7 protein-coding genes are annotated in these 17,950 nt (G+C 39.5%); 6 read left to right on the top strand and 1 reads right to left on the bottom strand.

Going from position 1 to position 17,950, the window contains the following annotated elements:
- Window positions 1-47 precede the first annotated feature (47 nt).
- From A3GM_RS0109865 to bglX, 6 genes are read left to right on the top strand one after another with little or no spacing between them, the layout of a single operon-like run.
- Window positions 48-3,488 (top strand): TonB-dependent receptor, encoded by a 3,441-nt coding sequence (locus tag A3GM_RS0109865; RefSeq protein ID WP_018363206.1) that lies wholly within the window; start codon window positions 48-50, stop codon window positions 3,486-3,488.
- 4 nt (window positions 3,489-3,492) lie between these two features.
- A complete protein-coding gene (locus A3GM_RS0109860; protein ID WP_018363205.1) occupies window positions 3,493-5,250 on the top strand; it encodes a RagB/SusD family nutrient uptake outer membrane protein in 1,758 nt (585 codons plus the stop codon).
- Window positions 5,251-5,271: 21 nt separating this feature from the next.
- On the top strand, window positions 5,272-8,088 hold the full coding sequence (locus tag A3GM_RS0109855; protein ID WP_018363204.1) for a SusC/RagA family TonB-linked outer membrane protein: 2,817 nt from the start codon (window positions 5,272-5,274) through the stop codon (window positions 8,086-8,088).
- Window positions 8,089-8,110: 22 nt separating this feature from the next.
- On the top strand, window positions 8,111-10,786 hold the full coding sequence (locus A3GM_RS11295) for a RagB/SusD family nutrient uptake outer membrane protein (RefSeq protein ID WP_018363203.1): 2,676 nt from the start codon (window positions 8,111-8,113) through the stop codon (window positions 10,784-10,786).
- A gap of 22 nt (window positions 10,787-10,808) precedes the next feature.
- Window positions 10,809-12,878 (top strand): cadherin repeat domain-containing protein, encoded by a 2,070-nt coding sequence (locus A3GM_RS0109845; protein ID WP_018363202.1) that lies wholly within the window; start codon window positions 10,809-10,811, stop codon window positions 12,876-12,878.
- A 15-nt stretch (window positions 12,879-12,893) separates the two neighbouring features.
- On the top strand, window positions 12,894-15,164 hold the full coding sequence (gene bglX, locus A3GM_RS0109840; protein ID WP_018363201.1) for a beta-glucosidase BglX: 2,271 nt from the start codon (window positions 12,894-12,896) through the stop codon (window positions 15,162-15,164).
- Window positions 15,165-15,728: 564 nt separating this feature from the next.
- Here the strand turns inward: bglX and A3GM_RS0109835 are convergent.
- Entirely contained in the window at window positions 15,729-17,528 is a 1,800-nt protein-coding gene (locus A3GM_RS0109835; protein WP_018363200.1) for a T9SS type A sorting domain-containing protein, read from the bottom strand.
- Window positions 17,529-17,950: the final 422 nt, after the last annotated feature.

Here is a 17,950-nt window from a genome sequence, read left to right as displayed (position 1 = left end):
ATCCATTTAAATAATTCTTAAAATAAAATTAAATTCAAAATAACCTCATGACGTTAGAAAAACAGAAACGATTATTGCCTGATAAAAGGCACTTGTGTTATTTGTTAAAGCCACGCACCTATCTTGTTGCGCTTGGTTTTCTTGCCCCAATGGTAGGTAATGCACAAACAGAAAAGGTGAATGTAAGTGTAAAGAACAACACCTTTAGTGAGTTCTTTAAACAAATCGAGAGTCAAACAAACTACACTTTTGTGTATAGAAACTCGGTATTAAACCCAGCAACAAAAGTAAATGTGTCGTCTAATGGACAGGCATTGATACAAGTGTTGCAACAGGTTTTAGAGCCTTTAGGATTAACACACAGTGTAAATGGCAAGGTGATATCAATCGTAAAGAAGCAAGATAAGCAAACACCTGCTTCTAAAAGTCTTACAAAAGACGATAAAAAAGGAGTGATGCAGCCTATCACTGGTAGTGTGGTCGACGAAAAAGGCGAGCCCATTATTGGTGCAACCGTTTATGTAAAAAATCGCAATGTAGGTACCGTTACCAACATCGACGGTGCTTTTAATATCGAGGTTGCGCCCGAAGATATTCTTTTAGTATCTTATATTGGTTATCAACCTCAAGAAATTTCTTCAAAAGGAAAGCAAAAACTTCATGTTGTTTTGCGTGAAGACAACGCTCAAAAGTTGGACGAAATCGTTGTTGTGGGATATGGTAAGCAAAAGAAAGAGAGCGTAACTGCTGCTATTTCAACCATGTCTACCAAAGAATTGGTGCAAACTCCACAAGCCAATGTCAGTAACATGTTGGTGGGAAGAATGCCTGGTTTGGTGGCAGTTCAACGTAGTGGAGCGCCTGGTGAAGATGCTTCGAGCTTGTTAGTGCGTGGTGTTAGTACCTTTACAGACAACACCGAGCCTCTTGTTATGATTGATGGTGTGGAGCGACCAAACTTCAATGGTATCGATCCTAACGAAATAGAATCTGTTAATATCTTGAAAGATGCTTCTGCAACTGCCATCTATGGTGTGCGAGGAGCAAATGGTGTGGTGCTTATTACCACTCGTAAAGGTAGCAAAAGCAAACCTTCTTTAAGCTATTCGGCAAACGTATCGTTGCAACAACCCACAGCACTTCCACATTATTTGAATAGTGCCGACTATGCAACTCTATACAACGAAGCGCAAAAGAACGATGCTTATGCTTCTGGAGCAACCTTCAAACCAAGATTCACAGATAAGGATATCGAATTGTATAAAAACGGATTCGACCCTGTGTTGCACCCTAATATGGATTGGACTTCAGATTTTTTGAAGAAAACTTCTTTTAGAACACAACACAACTTTAATATTAGTGGAGGTACAGAACGTGTAAAGTACTTTATTTCTGCAGGTTACTTCGATCAACAAGGTATGTTTAAACATACAAAAATCGATAAAGACCACGATGTAAACTCACGTAACACACGTTATAACTTCCGTTCAAATCTCGACTTTACTATCACTGATGATTTTACAGCATCGGCACAATTAGCAGTGCAAATAGAAGATGTTGTGACTCCAGGTACTGGTAATAGCGATATTTGGAAGGCGATTTCGTTTGCCAATCCACTTAGCTCTCCAGGTATGATCGATGGCAAAATTGTTAAGATTCAAGATGGATTAGGAGCTACCAACCCATGGCAATCACTTCTAAGTAATGGTTTTTCTAAAGATAGTAGAAACAATTTGAACTCTACTTTTAAGCTCACCTACGACCTTTCTCGTATTCTTTTGAAAGGCTTAAAGGTGCATGCAAGCATTGCTTACGACAGCTATTACTATAGCAGAAAGAAGTTCTATAAGAGCTATCCTTTCTATGTTGCACGCCGAGATCAACAAGATCCTAACAATGTTTTGTTGATTCCACAAATAGAAGAGACTGTTTGGGACACTGGACACAGCTGGAATAAGAACAAAAAGGTTTACTTTGAGGCTGCATTAAACTACGATCAACAATTTGGCAAACACCATGTTACAGGATTGTTGCTATACAATCAAAGTAAATATTATTCGCCTGCATTGAAGTTTAACGTACCTAATGCCTATCAAGGTTTAGTGAGCCGTATTACATACGCTTACGATTCACGTTACTTAGCCGAAATCAATATGGGTTATAACGGTACTGAGAACTTTGCAAAAGGAAAACGCTTTGGTTTCTTCCCTGCCTTTTCTATGGGTTGGGTAGTGAGCGAAGAGCCCTTCTTTCCAAAGAATGATTGGGTTGTTTTCTTAAAACTTAGAGGTTCATACGGTGAAGTTGGTAACGATCAAATTGGTGGCGAACGTTTCCTTTACATGCCTTCTTCTTACGGATATGCGCCTGATAAAGATTTTTATAAATATCACTTCGGTGACGCTTCGTCGTATTCTACTTCTCGAATGATTATCGAGAACAAGATAGGAAACCCCAATCTAACATGGGAAAAGGCACGAAAAATGAACTTCGGATTCGAAGCTAACCTCTTAAAGAACCATCTTACTGTTTCGTTCGATGTGTTTAAAGAAAAGAGAAACAACATTCTTGCCAACCGTTCAACACAACCTATGATTATAGGTGCAAACCTTCCTGCTTATAACTTGGGAGAAATGGAGAACAAAGGTTGGGAATTAGATGTTAACTATCGCAACAGAATCAACAAATTTAACTATTGGGTGCGTTTCAACTACTCGTTTGCTCGTAACAAAATCCTTTATAGAGACGAGGTGAATAAACGCTACAAATATCAGTTAGAAACAGGAAGACGCAAAGATCAGTTCTTTGGTTTGCTAACAGATGGATTCTATAACTCATGGGAAGAAATCAATTCTTTGAGCCGTCCACGTAGTGCTTGGAGCGGAAACAAGCTTCAACCAGGAGACGTTAAATATGTAGACGTGAACAAAGATGGTGAGATTGACAACTATGATATGGTGCCAATTGGTTATTCACCCATTCCAGAAATCGTGTATGGTTTCTCTTTTGGATTCAATTGGAACAACTGGGACTTCTCTGCTTTGTGGCAAGGTGCAGACAATGTGTCTATTAAATACTTTGGACGTTCATTGTGGCCATTTATCAAAGGCGAAGAAAGTGCTAAGGAGTTGATTAAAGAACGCTGGACACCAGAACGTTATGCAGCTAACGACAAGATCACTTTCCCACGTCTTTCACTTAATCCTAACAGAGAAACAGACCACAACTATCGTGAATCTGACTTGTGGATTAGAGATGCAAAGTATCTTCGTTTGAAGAATGTTGAAGTAGGTTATACCTTTAAAAAGGCATTTGTGAAGAGCTTAGGCTTAGAAAGTGTTCGCCTATATATAAGCGGTTCGAACCTATTGACATTGACAAAGGTGATTGACCTCGACCCTGAAGCACCTTCAAAAGGTGGAAACGTGGAAATCAATACCTATCCTTTGCAAAGAGTTTATAACCTTGGTATTAACGTGAATTTCTGATTTTATGAAAAGAAAGAATTTAATCTATATACTTGTTTGTGGTGCTCTACTCACCTCGTGTAGTGATTATTTAGAGACACCACCATCTGCAGAGCTTGATGAAAACAAGGTTTTTGCAGATAGAACCCTAACAGAAAGCTACCTAACTGGCGTGTATGCCGAAGGTATGCCTTTGGGTTTCTCTATGAATAGTAGTGATGCCGACCGTAAGTTGGCTGCTTCTTCTACCTTAGCTTCTGCATGTGATGAGGCTGAAGAAGGTGCAGAGTGGGGTAAAGGAAATTCCTCTTGGAACAAAGATAACCACAATAACAATAGTATTGACTGGGATGAAGACCCACATCACACTATGAGATGGGAGACATTGCGTAAGTGTAACATCTTGTTAGAGCGTCTTCATGAGGTGCCATTAGACCAAGGTGACCCTGAATTTAATACCCGAGCAACTGGTGAAGCTTATTTTATGAGAGCATTAGTGTTTTGGGAAGGCGTGTATAGATATGGTGGATTGCCCATCGTTCGTCGTCGTTTAAATGCCAGCGATGTTACTACTTTGCCTCGAAACACATTCGCTGATTGTGTAGATTCAATTGTGGCAGACTGCGATAGAGCGGCTAAGTTGCTTCCAAACTATTATACAGACGCAACCAAAAAGGGTCGTGCTAATAGAGTAGCAGCATTGAGTTTAAAGGCAAGAGTATTGCTTTATGCAGCAAGTCCTTTGTTTAATACAAATCATCCATATCTCTCTTTAGGTGCAGATAACAATCTTATTGGATACGCTTCTGAAGATAAAGAAAGATGGAAGAAGGCTGCAGACGCAGCAAAAGATGCTATCGATGCAGTGAAAGCAAGTGGTTTCTATGCTTTATATGATGAAGGTAACCCTGAAACCAACTATGAGCAGATGTGGACTTTGCCTGATAACTGCGAGATCATTCTTGCTAATAAGAAGTATCGTAACTTCAAAGTGAGCGAGAAACCATTAGCAGCTGACTTGCCATCTTGGGCAAATAACCAGAGTTGGTCTGATGGTGGACTATTCGCAACCTTTAACTTTGTGAAGTATTATGAAACAAAGACAGGTCAAAAGGCAGCGTGGAAAGATAACGGAGGAGATGACTTGTTAGATATATACGAATCTCTTGACCCTCGATTCAAGCAAACTATTGCAGCACATGGTGCACTTTGGAATGACGAAGTGGGTGTTTTAAACTTCTTCCCAGGCGGTGCTCACAGTGTAGCTAACGATAAAACAAAGCACTTAGTGCGTAAATGGGTGCCTCGAACTCTAAAGGTTACACCTCCATTAAACACAGTAAACATCGACTGGATTGTGTTTAGAGTGGCAGAGTTGTATTTGAATTATGCAGAAGCACTTAACGAATATTACGATAATCCACCTGCAGAAGCGTTCCAAGCAGTAAATCTTGTTCGTGCAAGAAGCGGTATGCCTGCTTTTGATAATGCTTTAACTAAGGACGAATTCAGACAAAAATTGCGTAATGAAAGAGCTGTAGAACTTGCTTATGAAGACCACCGTTTCTGGGATATCCGTCGTTGGATGATTGCTGAAAACGAAGGAGTGATGCAAGGAAAGATGTATGGCTTGAAGCTAAGTCCAATCGTAGGACAACCTAATAAGGCGCATTATGTACCTTATGTGTTCGAACGTCGTTCTTGGAGTAGACGCTCTTATCTACATCCTATTAAGCAAATCGAAATTGATAAAGGGTATTTAAAGCAGAACCCAGGTTGGTAATTAGAAAAGATAAGTTAGATTATGAAATATAAAGTAATACTTTTTAGCTTGTTAATGGCTCATAGCGGAAATGCTTATTTGTATGGGTCTACAAGCAAAGATATAAAGACTTATATCACAAATCGAGATTCTTTGCATGTCAATAGCTCAACCGTTGCAAAGTCAATCATCAAAGGTGAGGTGATAAATGATATCAGTATTCCATCTGTTGGTAATGTTCTTCAAGGATTATTACCTGGATTAATGGTACAACAAAATAGCGGAGAGCCAGGAAATGATTTCTCTTTATCTAATGTTTATGTAAGAGGAAGAAGCTCTTATGCACAACAACAGACAGCATTAGTTATAGTAGACGGATTTGAAAGCTCTTTAGATATGGTGTCTGCGAATGAAATCGAGACCGTAACTGTGTTGAAAGACGCTGCAGCATTAGCTCTTTATGGAGGTAGAGCGGCTAATGGTGTGATACTAATCGAAACAAAGAAGGGTAGAACTGCAGGCTCTTCGGTTGAAATTCGTTTACAAACAGGTATTCAAACTCCAACTCAGTTGTCTCCAGTTTTAGACGGAGTGGATTATGCTAACTTGTATAATCAAGCCTTGGTGAATGATGGTTTGGCACCAAAATATTCTCAAGACCAATTAAACGAGATAAAGATGGGCACCAATCCATACCTTTATCCTAATGTAAATTGGCAAAAAGCTGTTCTAAAGAACACTGCTCCTTTAACCAGAGGAGATATGACTTTTAGAGGTGGAAATGATGTTTTGAGATATTATGTCACCCTTGGTCTATTGAGTAATGGAGGTTTATACAATGGAGTTGATAGGAAAGGTAAAGAAAATGCCAATACTTCTCTCACTCGATTTAACTTCAGAACAAACATTGATATCAATATAAGTAAGCAATTATCAGCTGCTTTATATGCTGGAGGAAATATCGGTGAGCATACAACTCCAGGCGGTTCGTATGATGCTTATTCGTTATTAGCACTCACAAGACGCATTCCTTCGGTTGCATTCCCTATCTATAACCCCAATGGAACAATGGGAGGTAATGCCGTATTTACCAACCCTGTGGGTGATTTATTGAAGCAAGGACTCAACAAAGAGAACAGTAGACGTTTGCAAATCATTCTTCAATTAAAGTATGATTTAAACAAACTGCTCCCAGGTTTAGACGCTTCTGTGGCTGCAGGATATTACAATACGCTTATAGAAACATCGCCTAAAACTCGCACTTATGCACGTTATGCATTGTCGCAAACAGGAGTTGATGCTAACAATATGACCGTTTATGCTTACACTCCCTTTGGAGTTGATTCGCCATTAACAGCAGAAGAAGGCTTTAAAACAGATGCTACACGTTTCAACTTACGTGGACAATTAAACTATAAGCAATCGTTTGGCATGCACGATGTAAAGGCTTTGCTCTTCGCTTTATCTGATATTTATAAAGAATATGGTGTGCGTTACGACAGAAAGTACATCAACTATGGAGCAAATGTAGAGTATGGCTATCGTAAAACCTATTTTGCTACACTCTCAACATCGTACATGGGAAGTGATAACTTCTATGAATCAAAACGTTTTGGCTTGTTCCCTTCATTGTCTTTAGGTTGGATTTTGTCTAACGAAGCATTCCTAAAGCAATGTAACACAGTAGACTTCTTGAAGCTAAGAGCATCTTATGGTATGGTTGGAAACGACCAAACACAAGGCAGACACTTGTTCGATGCAGTGTATAAGAGCAATGGTGGCTACCTATTCGGTGTGAACTCTAACAACAGTTCAGGCTTTAGAGCCTTGATGTTGGCAAACAAAGACGCTACATGGGAGCACAAACATATCTTTAACTTAGGTGTTGATGCAACCTTGTGGAAGAACTTTGACATCACATTCGATTTGTTCTCAGAACGTCAAAGCGGTATTCTTACTCAATCATATAGCTCTGTTCCTGGAATTGTTGGAGCATCATTCGGTAGCTTAGTACCTTATATTAATGTTGGTGAGGTGAAGAATCACGGCTTTGAATTGAACCTTTCATACCATGGAAACATCAATAAAAAGGTGAATTACTTTGTGAATGGTATGTTGAGTTATGCTAAAAACGAGATCGTAAACATGGGCGAAGAGGCTAAAGCATATCCTTATCTTTACAGAAAAGGACACGCAATAGACACTCCTTACACTCTTATCGCTCAAGGATTGTATGGCACTAACGACTTTGATAACGCAGGAAACCTTGCTACTGGCAGTGCAATTCCTCAGTTTGGTCAAGTTCGTCCCGGTGATATTCGATACAAAGACCTCAATAACGACAACGTTATCGATGATAAAGACATTACAGCTGCAGGCTATTCAACAGTTCCTGAGTGGATGTATTCATTGCGTTTTGGTTTCAAGTGGAATAACTTCGACTTCGAAGCATTGGCTTATGGAGTGGCAAACAGAACATTGACACTTGCAGGAACAGGTATCTATTCGTTCCAAGACAACTCTTCTGCTTCAACTCTTGCAATGGATTCATGGACAGAGAGCAATCCTAACGCATCTTATCCACGCCTATCGTCAACAATATTTTCGAACAATTATCGTTCATCTACATATTGGCAACGTAGCGGTGCTTATCTAAGATTGCGCCATGTTCAATTAGGTTACACTTTAACTTCGCCTTTCCTCAATAAGATGAAGATAAAGAATATGTACCTATACGTCAATGCAACCAACTTGTTTACAATCAGTAAGCTCAATGGTTTGTTTGATGCTGAGATGAATACAATGAATAATTATCCTATTACAAAGACTGTAAACGTAGGATTAAAAGTATCATTATAAACTTAAATGAAAGGTAAAGATGATGAAAAAACACTATCGAAATTATTTTATTATATCTAAAGTTCTTGTATTAGGATTAGCTTTCTCGTCATGTAGTGACTTCTTAAATAGAGAAACCGACTCGTATGTAAGCAAGGAAAAGACTTTCTCTTCATACGAACTAACTGCAAAGAATTTAGTGAGTGTTTATGAACTCATTCCCGATGGCTTTATGAGATTCTCTGAAGGAGGTATGTTCGACGCTGCAACTGATGATGCAGAACATCGCATTGATGGTTCAAATATTCAGTTGTTCAACATTGGTTCATGGACAGATAACAATAATCCAGATGACATTTGGAATAGATGTTACACTGGAATTCGCCTTGCTTCTGAGTTTATTGACAATGTAGACAAAGTGAATTTGGATAAGTATAAGCTCGATCCAAATAACACAACAGAGTATGAAAACCGCTTAAAGGATTTGAAAGTGTGGAAGGCTGAGGCTCGTTTCTTGCGTGCTTATTTCCACTTTGAGTTGCTAAAGCGTTTTGGTCCTACTCCTTATGTTTCGTCAGTATTGGCTTTAGAGGCTAATCATAGCGATGTTAAACGCCCAAGTATGGACGATTGTGTTAACGCAATTGCTAACGAGTGTGATGCAGCTGCTAAAGATTTGGAATTAACTCCATGGAGAGATGAGAGCGCATTGGGTCACGCAACCAAGGGAGCTGCATTGGCATTGAAGAGCCGTTTGTTGTTATATGCAGCAAGTCCGCTATATGTTCAATGGCAAAACACAGACGAAAGCAATCTTCCAAGCTCTCCTGCTAAGTGGGAAAAGGCTGCAAAGGCTGCAAAAGCTGTTATCGACATCACTCAATATAGCTTACATCCAAGCTACTCAAGTCTATTTAAGAACAACTTCAAGAGTAGTGAAATGATTTTCGCTAAGCGTTATAATAACAGCGCAGACCTAGAGAAAAGAAACTTTCCTGTAAGCTTCGGAGGTCAAGGAGGCATTAATCCTTCACAGAATCTTGTTGACGCTTACGAGATGAAAGACGGCTCATTGTTTAGCTGGGCGAATGCTCAACAGGCTGCAGAGCCATACAAAGATCGTGACGAACGATTGAATGCAACTCTTTTCTACAATGGTTCTAACTTGAAAAACGCAAAGGTTGAAACCGCAACAGATAGTAAAGACGGGGTGAATAAGCCCAATGGAACCAAGACAGGATATTACCTTCGCAAGTATTTAAACGAAGATGTGAATGTCTTAACCGCTTCAAATGGATTGGGACACACATGGCCAATCTTTAGATTAGCAGAGATGTATCTAAACTATGCCGAAGCTCTTAACGAGTATAATCCTGGTCATGCAGACATTCTTACTTATCTAAACGCTGTTCGTCAACGTGCTCATCAACCTGCTTTAGCTGCTGGTTTGTCTCAAGAAGCAATGAGAGAGGCAATCAGAAGAGAAAGAAGAGTAGAGCTTGCGTTCGAAGAACACAGAGCATGGGACGTGCGTAGATGGAAGATTGGTTCTAAAACTTTAGGCTCAGATCTACAAGGTTTAGACATCACTGCAACCCAAACAGGAGGCAGTGGCAGTTCATCTACAACAGGAAGTACAACAACTGAAACTATTCCTGCAAGTGAAATTCCAGCAGGTTGGTATTATTATGATGGCGACGAGTTCAATGCTTCAAGCATAGATCACCACTATTGGGGTGTCTTAGGTGATTCTCGTACAAAGAACGCACAATACGGTCAGCAACAAGGAATGGTGCAAACCTATCGTGAAGAACAAGTGTCTATGGTTAAAGAGAATGGTTTAAGCTTTGCAAGAATCACTGCAACACGCAACGGAAACCCACCAAAGAGCGCACATAAAGATGCTTCTAAGAAAGAACCATGGTGGTCTGGTGGTCTAATCAGCCGTGAAACTAGCAAGTATGGCAATGAAGCTAAATACTATCCTTTATATAGTAGAATTGAAATCCGTGCTAAAATCCCCTGGAACTATGGTGTATGGATGAGCTCATGGTTAAGACATCATCTTGGATATGATGTATGTGAGTTAGATATTCAAGAGTTCTTTGTGAAAGAATTCGAGAACTATCCTCAAAAATACAAGGTGAGTCAAACAGTTCACATTCACGATAATCAAACCAATTCGTTGGTAGTTAACGCTAATGGTTTCGGCAGACATCACTCTTTGAACTTTAACCCTGGCAACGACTTCCACACTTATGGTGTGCAAATAGAGCCAGATCCAGCAGAACCAAAGAAGCATGCTATCATCACATTCTTATTCGATGGACAAGAAACCAATACGTTTAAGACTCGTGATCATGGTGATAGATACAACAAGTTTGTTATCGAAACATTTAAACAAGGATTAGAAAAGAAAGCTTGGGACTTTGCAATCACAGGTCAAATAGGTGCTCCTGATAGAATAGGAGTGGGCTATCCTGAAGATAGAGACCCTTCTTTAAGAGAGCTAAAGATGGACATCGACTGGGTAAGAGTGTACACTCGAACCAACGAACCATTGAAGAAAGTGGTGACACCAGCCGTTCCTGGAGCTGCATTTGTTTACTCTCCAAAGGTTATTGAACATCGTGTCTTTATGCCAAAGATGTATTGGTATCCTATTCCTAATAGCGAATTCTTAAAATATAATGACTGGAAACAAAACCCAGGTTGGTAATATTGATAGATAAAACATCAACATGAAAAAATATAGTTTATATAAAATATGTGCAACCTTCTGCCTCATGATGGGGTTATTCCTTGTTCAAGGTTGTGTAGAAAACAATATTGGATTTGCCGAAGAGACAAATATTAAGGAAGGACTTTATATTAAAGGCTCTTCAACTGAGTTCACTTATGAGGTTCCTAAGGCAAAACTTCAAGAGTTAAAAGATAGCACTCTTTTACAAATCGATGCGTGGTTAACTCAAGAAGGCGGTTTCTCTCTTTCTGTTGTCGATGCAAATGGCAAGGCAAAGAAATACGGAGTGAAAGACAATTTCGCTGCTGCTAATGGAAAAACTGCAACTTCTAAACTTGTAGAAGGTGGTGCAGACATCACCGTTAGTCGTGATGGTTTCTATAAAGTGGTTTATAACAAGCCTCTAAATGAAATCACCGTCATTCCTTATCAGCTTCAAATTAAGAGCTCTTTTGCATTGAACGAAAGCGGAGCAAAGGAGTTGTCATTCGATAATATGTCGTATGATAAACTCACACACGTTGTTACTTGGAGCACAAGTACCGACAAACAAGCTTTCCAAGCAACAGAGTATATGTTCTCAATTGTAGCCGATTCATTGCAAACCATTCGTTTGTCAGACACAGAAAACTATCAACTCAATGCTCAACTCACTGGTATGGGCGGAACATTGAAAACCAATCTACTTACAAACGAATATCAATCGTTGACCTCAACTTCAGACATTGCCTTGCGTTTAGCACATAAAGGTAATTATATTATGAGCGTTCAATATAGCATTTTAGATGGACGTTTCTCAGGAAAGATTGAAGGTGAAGAGTTGATTGAACCAGAACCAACCAACTACACACATACATTGTTTGCGCAAGTGAGTGGCAATGGCTCTGCTACTTCTTCTCATTCATTAGAACTTGCCCCTGTTGGTTCGTTAGGAAACGGCTCTTTCTGGCGTTTTGTAACTCTACAAGCTCAACAAAAGATTTCTTTAACTAAGACCCAACAAGGCACAGAAACTTTTGCAGCTCTCGATAATGTTGTAGGCTTAACCTCTGCAGGTAATGGTGTTTATACTGTAGAAAAGAGCGGAACTTATCTCCTTTACGTAGACTTACACAGAAAGGTTATTGCATTAGAACAACCTTCTATCAGTGGAATAGGCGAGTGCTTTGGAGGAAGCGAGGTTGCTCTTACATCTAAGGGTAATGTATTCTCTACCACAACAACAGCCGAAGGCGCATTACAACTCTATGCAACTTCACGTTTTAACGATAGAGATTGGAACTCAATGACCTTCAATATCTATAATGATAAGATCGTTTACAAAGGCTTAAACGATAAGGGCTTCGAGCCAGTTCCTGTGGTAAAAGGCGTCAAGGTAAGTGTAGATGTAGAAAACAATAAAGGACATTTAGATGTAACTCTTAACGATAAAGATGTGCCAAACACTCCATCTGCGGTTTATTTGATATCTTCTCGTTTAGGAAATATGAACTGGGGTTCTCAAAATGTACAAGGTTTCCAACGTTCATTCAGTGAGAAATACCGCTGGTATTATATCCATTACTTTGAAAAGGGCGAAGCTCTTCGCTTCTCAACAGAAAAAGTATTTGGTCGTGGTGAGTTCGTTTCATTAGACCATGCAGTTGGCTTTGAGGTGAAGAACAATAAGGCTATTATTCCAGATGATGGTATATATATGGTGTATGTTGATTTGAATACAAGAACAGTGTGCATACAACCACTCGAATTATATGCTATTGGAGCTGCTGTTAACAAGTGGGAAGAAAAAGAATGGGCATTTACTTTGAGTGCAGACAAACGCTCAATGACTGGTACTCTACCTGCAAATGGTCGTTTAAGACTTAACCCTGTCATTCCATTCTTCAGCACTTTGGGCAAACCCGACTTCTCTTTCTGGAAGCACGAAATGGCTATTAATCCTGAAACAGGAGAGATCTACTATCGTAAGCATGGTGATCCTGAACCAAATAAGGATTACTCTTGGAAGTCTGGCACAACAATCAATATCAATTTCGATACTTTAAAAGCAACAATAACAACAAAATAATAAGAACTGAAGATAATGTTTAAGAAGAAATATCTTTATTATATATTACCTCTCTTTTTGATGAGTTCGGGCACAACAATGGCGCAGCAATACGCTGTGCCCAGCTCATCTGTTGTGCAAACGACATCGAATAAAAAAGAAATGGACCGTTTTATCAAATCTTTGATGAGTCGAATGACTTTAGAAGAGAAGATTGGTCAGCTCTCACAATATGTGGGACACGACCTCTTAACGGGTCCACAAAGCGAAGCATTGTCAGACTCTTTGCTATCAAAAGGAGCGGTAGGCTCTATCTTGAATATTGGTGGTGTGCAAAAAATCAAAAAGATTCAAGAGAAGAATATGAGTGTTTCTCGTTTGAAAATACCTATTCTTTTTGCATACGACGTTATTCATGGCTATCGAACCATCTTCCCAACACCTCTTGCTGAGGCATGTTCTTGGGACTTAGATTTGATGTATGAAACCGCAAAAGCTGCATCTATCGAAGCTTCTGCCTCTGGTATTCACTGGACATTTGCGCCAATGGTGGATATAGCAAGAGACCCTCGATGGGGTAGAGTGGTTGAAGGTGCGGGCGAAGATACCTATCTTGGTTGCGTAATAGCACAACAACGTGTAAAGGGTTTTCAATGGAACTTGTGGCAACCCAATTCTGTTTTGGCTTGTGCTAAGCACTTTGCAGCCTACGGAGCACCACAAGCTGGACGTGATTATGCACCCGTTGATATGTCGAACTCTACACTTGCCGAGGTTTATTTGCCTCCTTACAAAGCCTGTGTAGATGCTGGTGTGCAAACATTTATGGCGGCTTTTAACGATGTAAACGGCCTTCCTGCTCATGGAAGCAAATGGCTTTTAACCGATATCCTTCGCAAACAATGGAACTTTAAGGGTTTTGTTGTGAGCGACTGGAATGGAGTTCAACAGCTCACTACACAAGGAGTGGTTGATAATGATAAAGGAGCTGCTGTGTTAGCACTTAATGCTGGTGTGGATATGAACATGACAGATGGTGTCTATAACAAATATTTAAAAGAAGCTGTGAAAGACAAACAGATGTCGATGGATGTGATTAACGAATCGGTTTATCGCATTCTTGCAGTGAAATACAAACTTGGTTTGTTTACAGACCCTTATCGTTTCTGCGACGAATCACGTGAGAAAAAAGAAATAATGTCAGACAACGTGATGGCATTAGCACGCAAAGCTGCACAGCGTTCAATTGTTCTTCTTCAAAATAAAGATAACATCTTGCCTTTGAAGAGCAACGTAAAAAAAGTGGCTCTTGTAGGTCCTTTGGCTGCTAATCAGGCAGAACTACTTGGTTCTTGGAAAGCTTTTGGATTGCCCAACGATGTTGTTTCGGTTCAACAAGGATTGAAAAATAAATGGAACGACAAAGTGGTTGTAAACTATGCTAAGGGTTGTGACTTTGCAGGCGAAGACACTTCTGGCTTCGATGAGGCTGTGAAAGTGGCTCAAGAAAGCGATGTGATCATTGCTGTTATGGGCGAAAAGGCACTTATGAGTGGTGAGTCTCGCAGTAGAGCGAAGCTTAACTTGCCAGGAGTTCAAGAGCAATTGCTCGAGCGTTTGGCTGCAACAGGAAAACCTGTTGTGGTGGTATTGATGAACGGTCGTCCACTTGTTCTTACCAATGTAATGAAGTATTCGAATGCAATTATAGAAAGTTGGTTCCTTGGAACACAAACAGGTAATGCGCTTGCAGATGTCTTAACGGGTGATTATAACCCTTCTGCGAAGCTCACAACATCGTTCCCTCAACACGAAGGACAAATTCCTAACTACTATAATTACAAGCGTTCGGGTCGTCCAGGCGATATGGAACATAGCTCAACTGTGCGTCATATCGACCTAAAGAATGCCAATCTCTTTCCCTTTGGCTTCGGACTTAGCTACACAACCTATAAGTATGACGCTCCAAAATGTGCTCCTACATTCGACAGCAAAGGTAACCTTAAGGTGAAAGTGCGTGTTACAAACACAGGAGATGTTGACGGAGAAGAGATCGTTCAGCTATATGTTGCCGACAAAGTAGCATCAATGGTGCGTCCTGTGAAAGAGCTTAAGGCATTTAAAAAGGTGTTTATTGCAAAGAAACAGAGCGTTGAAGTGGAACTTGACGTGAATGCAAAAGACCTTGGTTTCTATACCAACGACATGAAATATGTGGTAGAGCCAGGCGAATTTACAATCATGACAGGTCCTAACAGCGAAGATCTTCAAACCTGCTCTGTGCGATTAAACAAAGCAATTGAATAATTTTTAGGTTTTTTGTTTTCCCGATAAAAGAACGCAATGTGGCACAATGTTCCCAAAATCGTTCATCTTTTGCAATCTTTTATCGGGCTTTTTTGCTCTTATTAAGACGTGCATTGAATGACAAGTGCATGATCTTTGAAAGACAAAAGAACTGCTAATTCTTAAATTTGCATAGTAGTCTCTCATTAATAATAAGAAATCTGTATCATGAAACTATTATAGGAAGAAAGAGTTGTTGGGCTTATGCTCGGCGGCTCTTTTTTCTTTCTCTTTTAAAAGCATTCTTTTTAGCTCGCAATGTCATAGCTTTTAGGAGCTAAAAGCTATGCTTTTTCAATGCAAAAGCATAGCCATTGTAACGTGATGATTCTACGCTTGTGTTGGAGCCTCATTGCATGTGGTTTCTTTAGCATCGAAATTGGATGGTAAGAACGTTGAATAAAGGAGCGACTGGCAGACAAAGAAAAAAGACTTTACAGCTTAAAAGCCGTAAAGTCTTTCACCTATTGGTACCTTAGAGATTCGGATATGTGAAGAAAAAATCTTCTATTTAATTTGAATTGTTTAGTTGACTCTTACTTTAAAGGTAGCGTCTTTGGTCTTTATAATATAAATTCCACGTTGAAGTTGTGCCTTTAATTCATCGAGGTTGCTGGTATTTGTGGTAGTCACCACGTTGCCATTGAGGTCGTAAACCACAGCCTCAGAATCGAGAGTAGGCACGTCTGAAATAGCAGTTACATTGCCATTGAGTGCAACAAGTTCGATATATTGGTCGGCAGCACCACGAGATGTGAGTTTAACAGTTGCAAAATGCGCACCATTTACATTAGATTTGAAAGCCACATAGAATGAACCACCTTCTTTTGGAAGTTCTTTTTCAGACAATTTGAACTTGCTTTTATGGCGTCCCGACAATGTTAGTTTAACGGGTTCTTTAGTGTTTTTGGTTGTAACTTGAACCTCGGTAAAGTTCTTTTGCTCACCTAATGGAGTGGTAAGTTCGAGCTTTTGAGCCGAAGGAGTTATGACAGGAAGGTCTGTTCTACCAAAAGATATGTCGTCGATGAAATAAGTTGCAGAACTGGTTGCACCTCTTGTGCCTACAAAACCAAATCCAATGAAGAACACATCAGCAAGAGGTTGGTCGGTAAAGTCGATGTGGTATTCTTTCCATTCGCCCGATTCGTCCTTTGTATTAGGTATCTTAAAGCCCTCAATAGGTAACTTATAGATCTTGTCTCCGTCTTTTTCTATATAATAAACTCTTAGTGTGTCGGTCATATTATCTTGTAAAAGGTCGCCTCTTAAACGGATAGTAAAGATTTTAGAAGCGGCGTTTTTAAAGTCGAGAGCAGGTGTAACAAGAAGCATTTCGCAAGGAGTTTCTGATCCATATTCCACTTTTGAGTCGAAACCAGTTACCTTTGCCACCTCTTCATCAGGTGTTTTGTCGTAACTTAGGGTTTTAAATCCCCACCAAGCTCTTGTTCCTTTGGTGGCATTGTTCACCCAACCAGTCAATGTAAGTGGCTTGTTTTTAGGTTGATTGCTAAATGTTTCGTTCAAAACACGAAGTGGATTAGAAGTGTCTAACACCAATTCAGTACCCTCTTTCTCCACAACTTGCGATGCAGCAGTGGCTCTTCCCACAAGCGGAATGCGTACATCTTGTCCGCCATAAGTGTGAAGTACAAGCGTATCTTTGTACTCTCCTGCTTTAAGAGGAGCGAAAGTAACTACCACTCTGCCTGGAAGATTGCGGTAAACAGATGCACTGCTCACCTTGAAAACATGCTTTTGGGTTGGATAAACCTGTATGTTTTCAGCCAAATTCTGCGATGTTATATTGATAGTTTGGGTAACAGTCTTCTTCTCTTCGCATGTAAATGTTTCTAAAGTCTGTGGGGTTACAGCGAATGTTGGGGGATTGTTCTTATCAACTGCAATGCCTTCAATAGCAATTGTAGTTGATGCTTCGGGCAAAGAAGGGCAATCTACAATGATAGTTGCTTTGTGACTTTTTACCTTTATGGGGTCGTAACTCACCTTAACGTCTTGTTCCCAAGTGCCAGCATCTAGCTTTGTCTTCCCTAATGTGAAATTGGTTTTATCTGCACCAGTAAGCTCTAAGGTCACTTCTGATGTGATATTGGTTGCCTTAATGTGTAGCGTGGTGACCAAAGTAGATGCTCGCACGAATCCTTCTACACGCTTAATAGGGTCGTGAGTGATCACTAATGAGCCTTTTTCGTTAGCGTCTTGCTCTGTAAGAGGCAATGTTTGGTTTTGTGTTGGCGTTGCAACAACGGGTGAAAATGTTAGTAGGGAACCTACCAAAAAGGGTAAAAGTCTTTTCTTCATAAGCAAAAACAATTTGTATTTGTTAGTAAATGAATTGGAAATAGAAATGCAATAGCGAATCAATCACTCTCTCTTTGCTTTTTATTACATCAAAGTTCATCAACTATTATCATATAAATAACGATATTAAAGACGTCCCTTCTTGTTATAAAAGTTTCTATTTGTTTGCAAATATATTTATTTTTCTCTATTTCTAAACATAAATTTTGATATTTGTTTCAATTTCTTTTGTTCTCTTTCTTTTATTGAATTTATATGCATCTTTTATTCAATAATCTTTCATTTGATAGTGTAATCTCTGTAAATAGTTGAAATGATATAAGTTAGTTGTAAATGTATTAATAAAATGATATATGTTAAAAATATACTACTTTATAGTAAAATCTTTTTCAGTTTTGCATTTATTGGGTGCTAATGCTGTA

The sequence above is a fragment of the Hoylesella nanceiensis DSM 19126 = JCM 15639 genome (genome assembly GCF_000379965.1).
Classification (GTDB): domain Bacteria; phylum Bacteroidota; class Bacteroidia; order Bacteroidales; family Bacteroidaceae; genus Prevotella; species Prevotella nanceiensis.
Note: the sequence above shows the minus strand (reverse complement) of the source record. Positions and strands in the feature narration are given on the sequence as shown.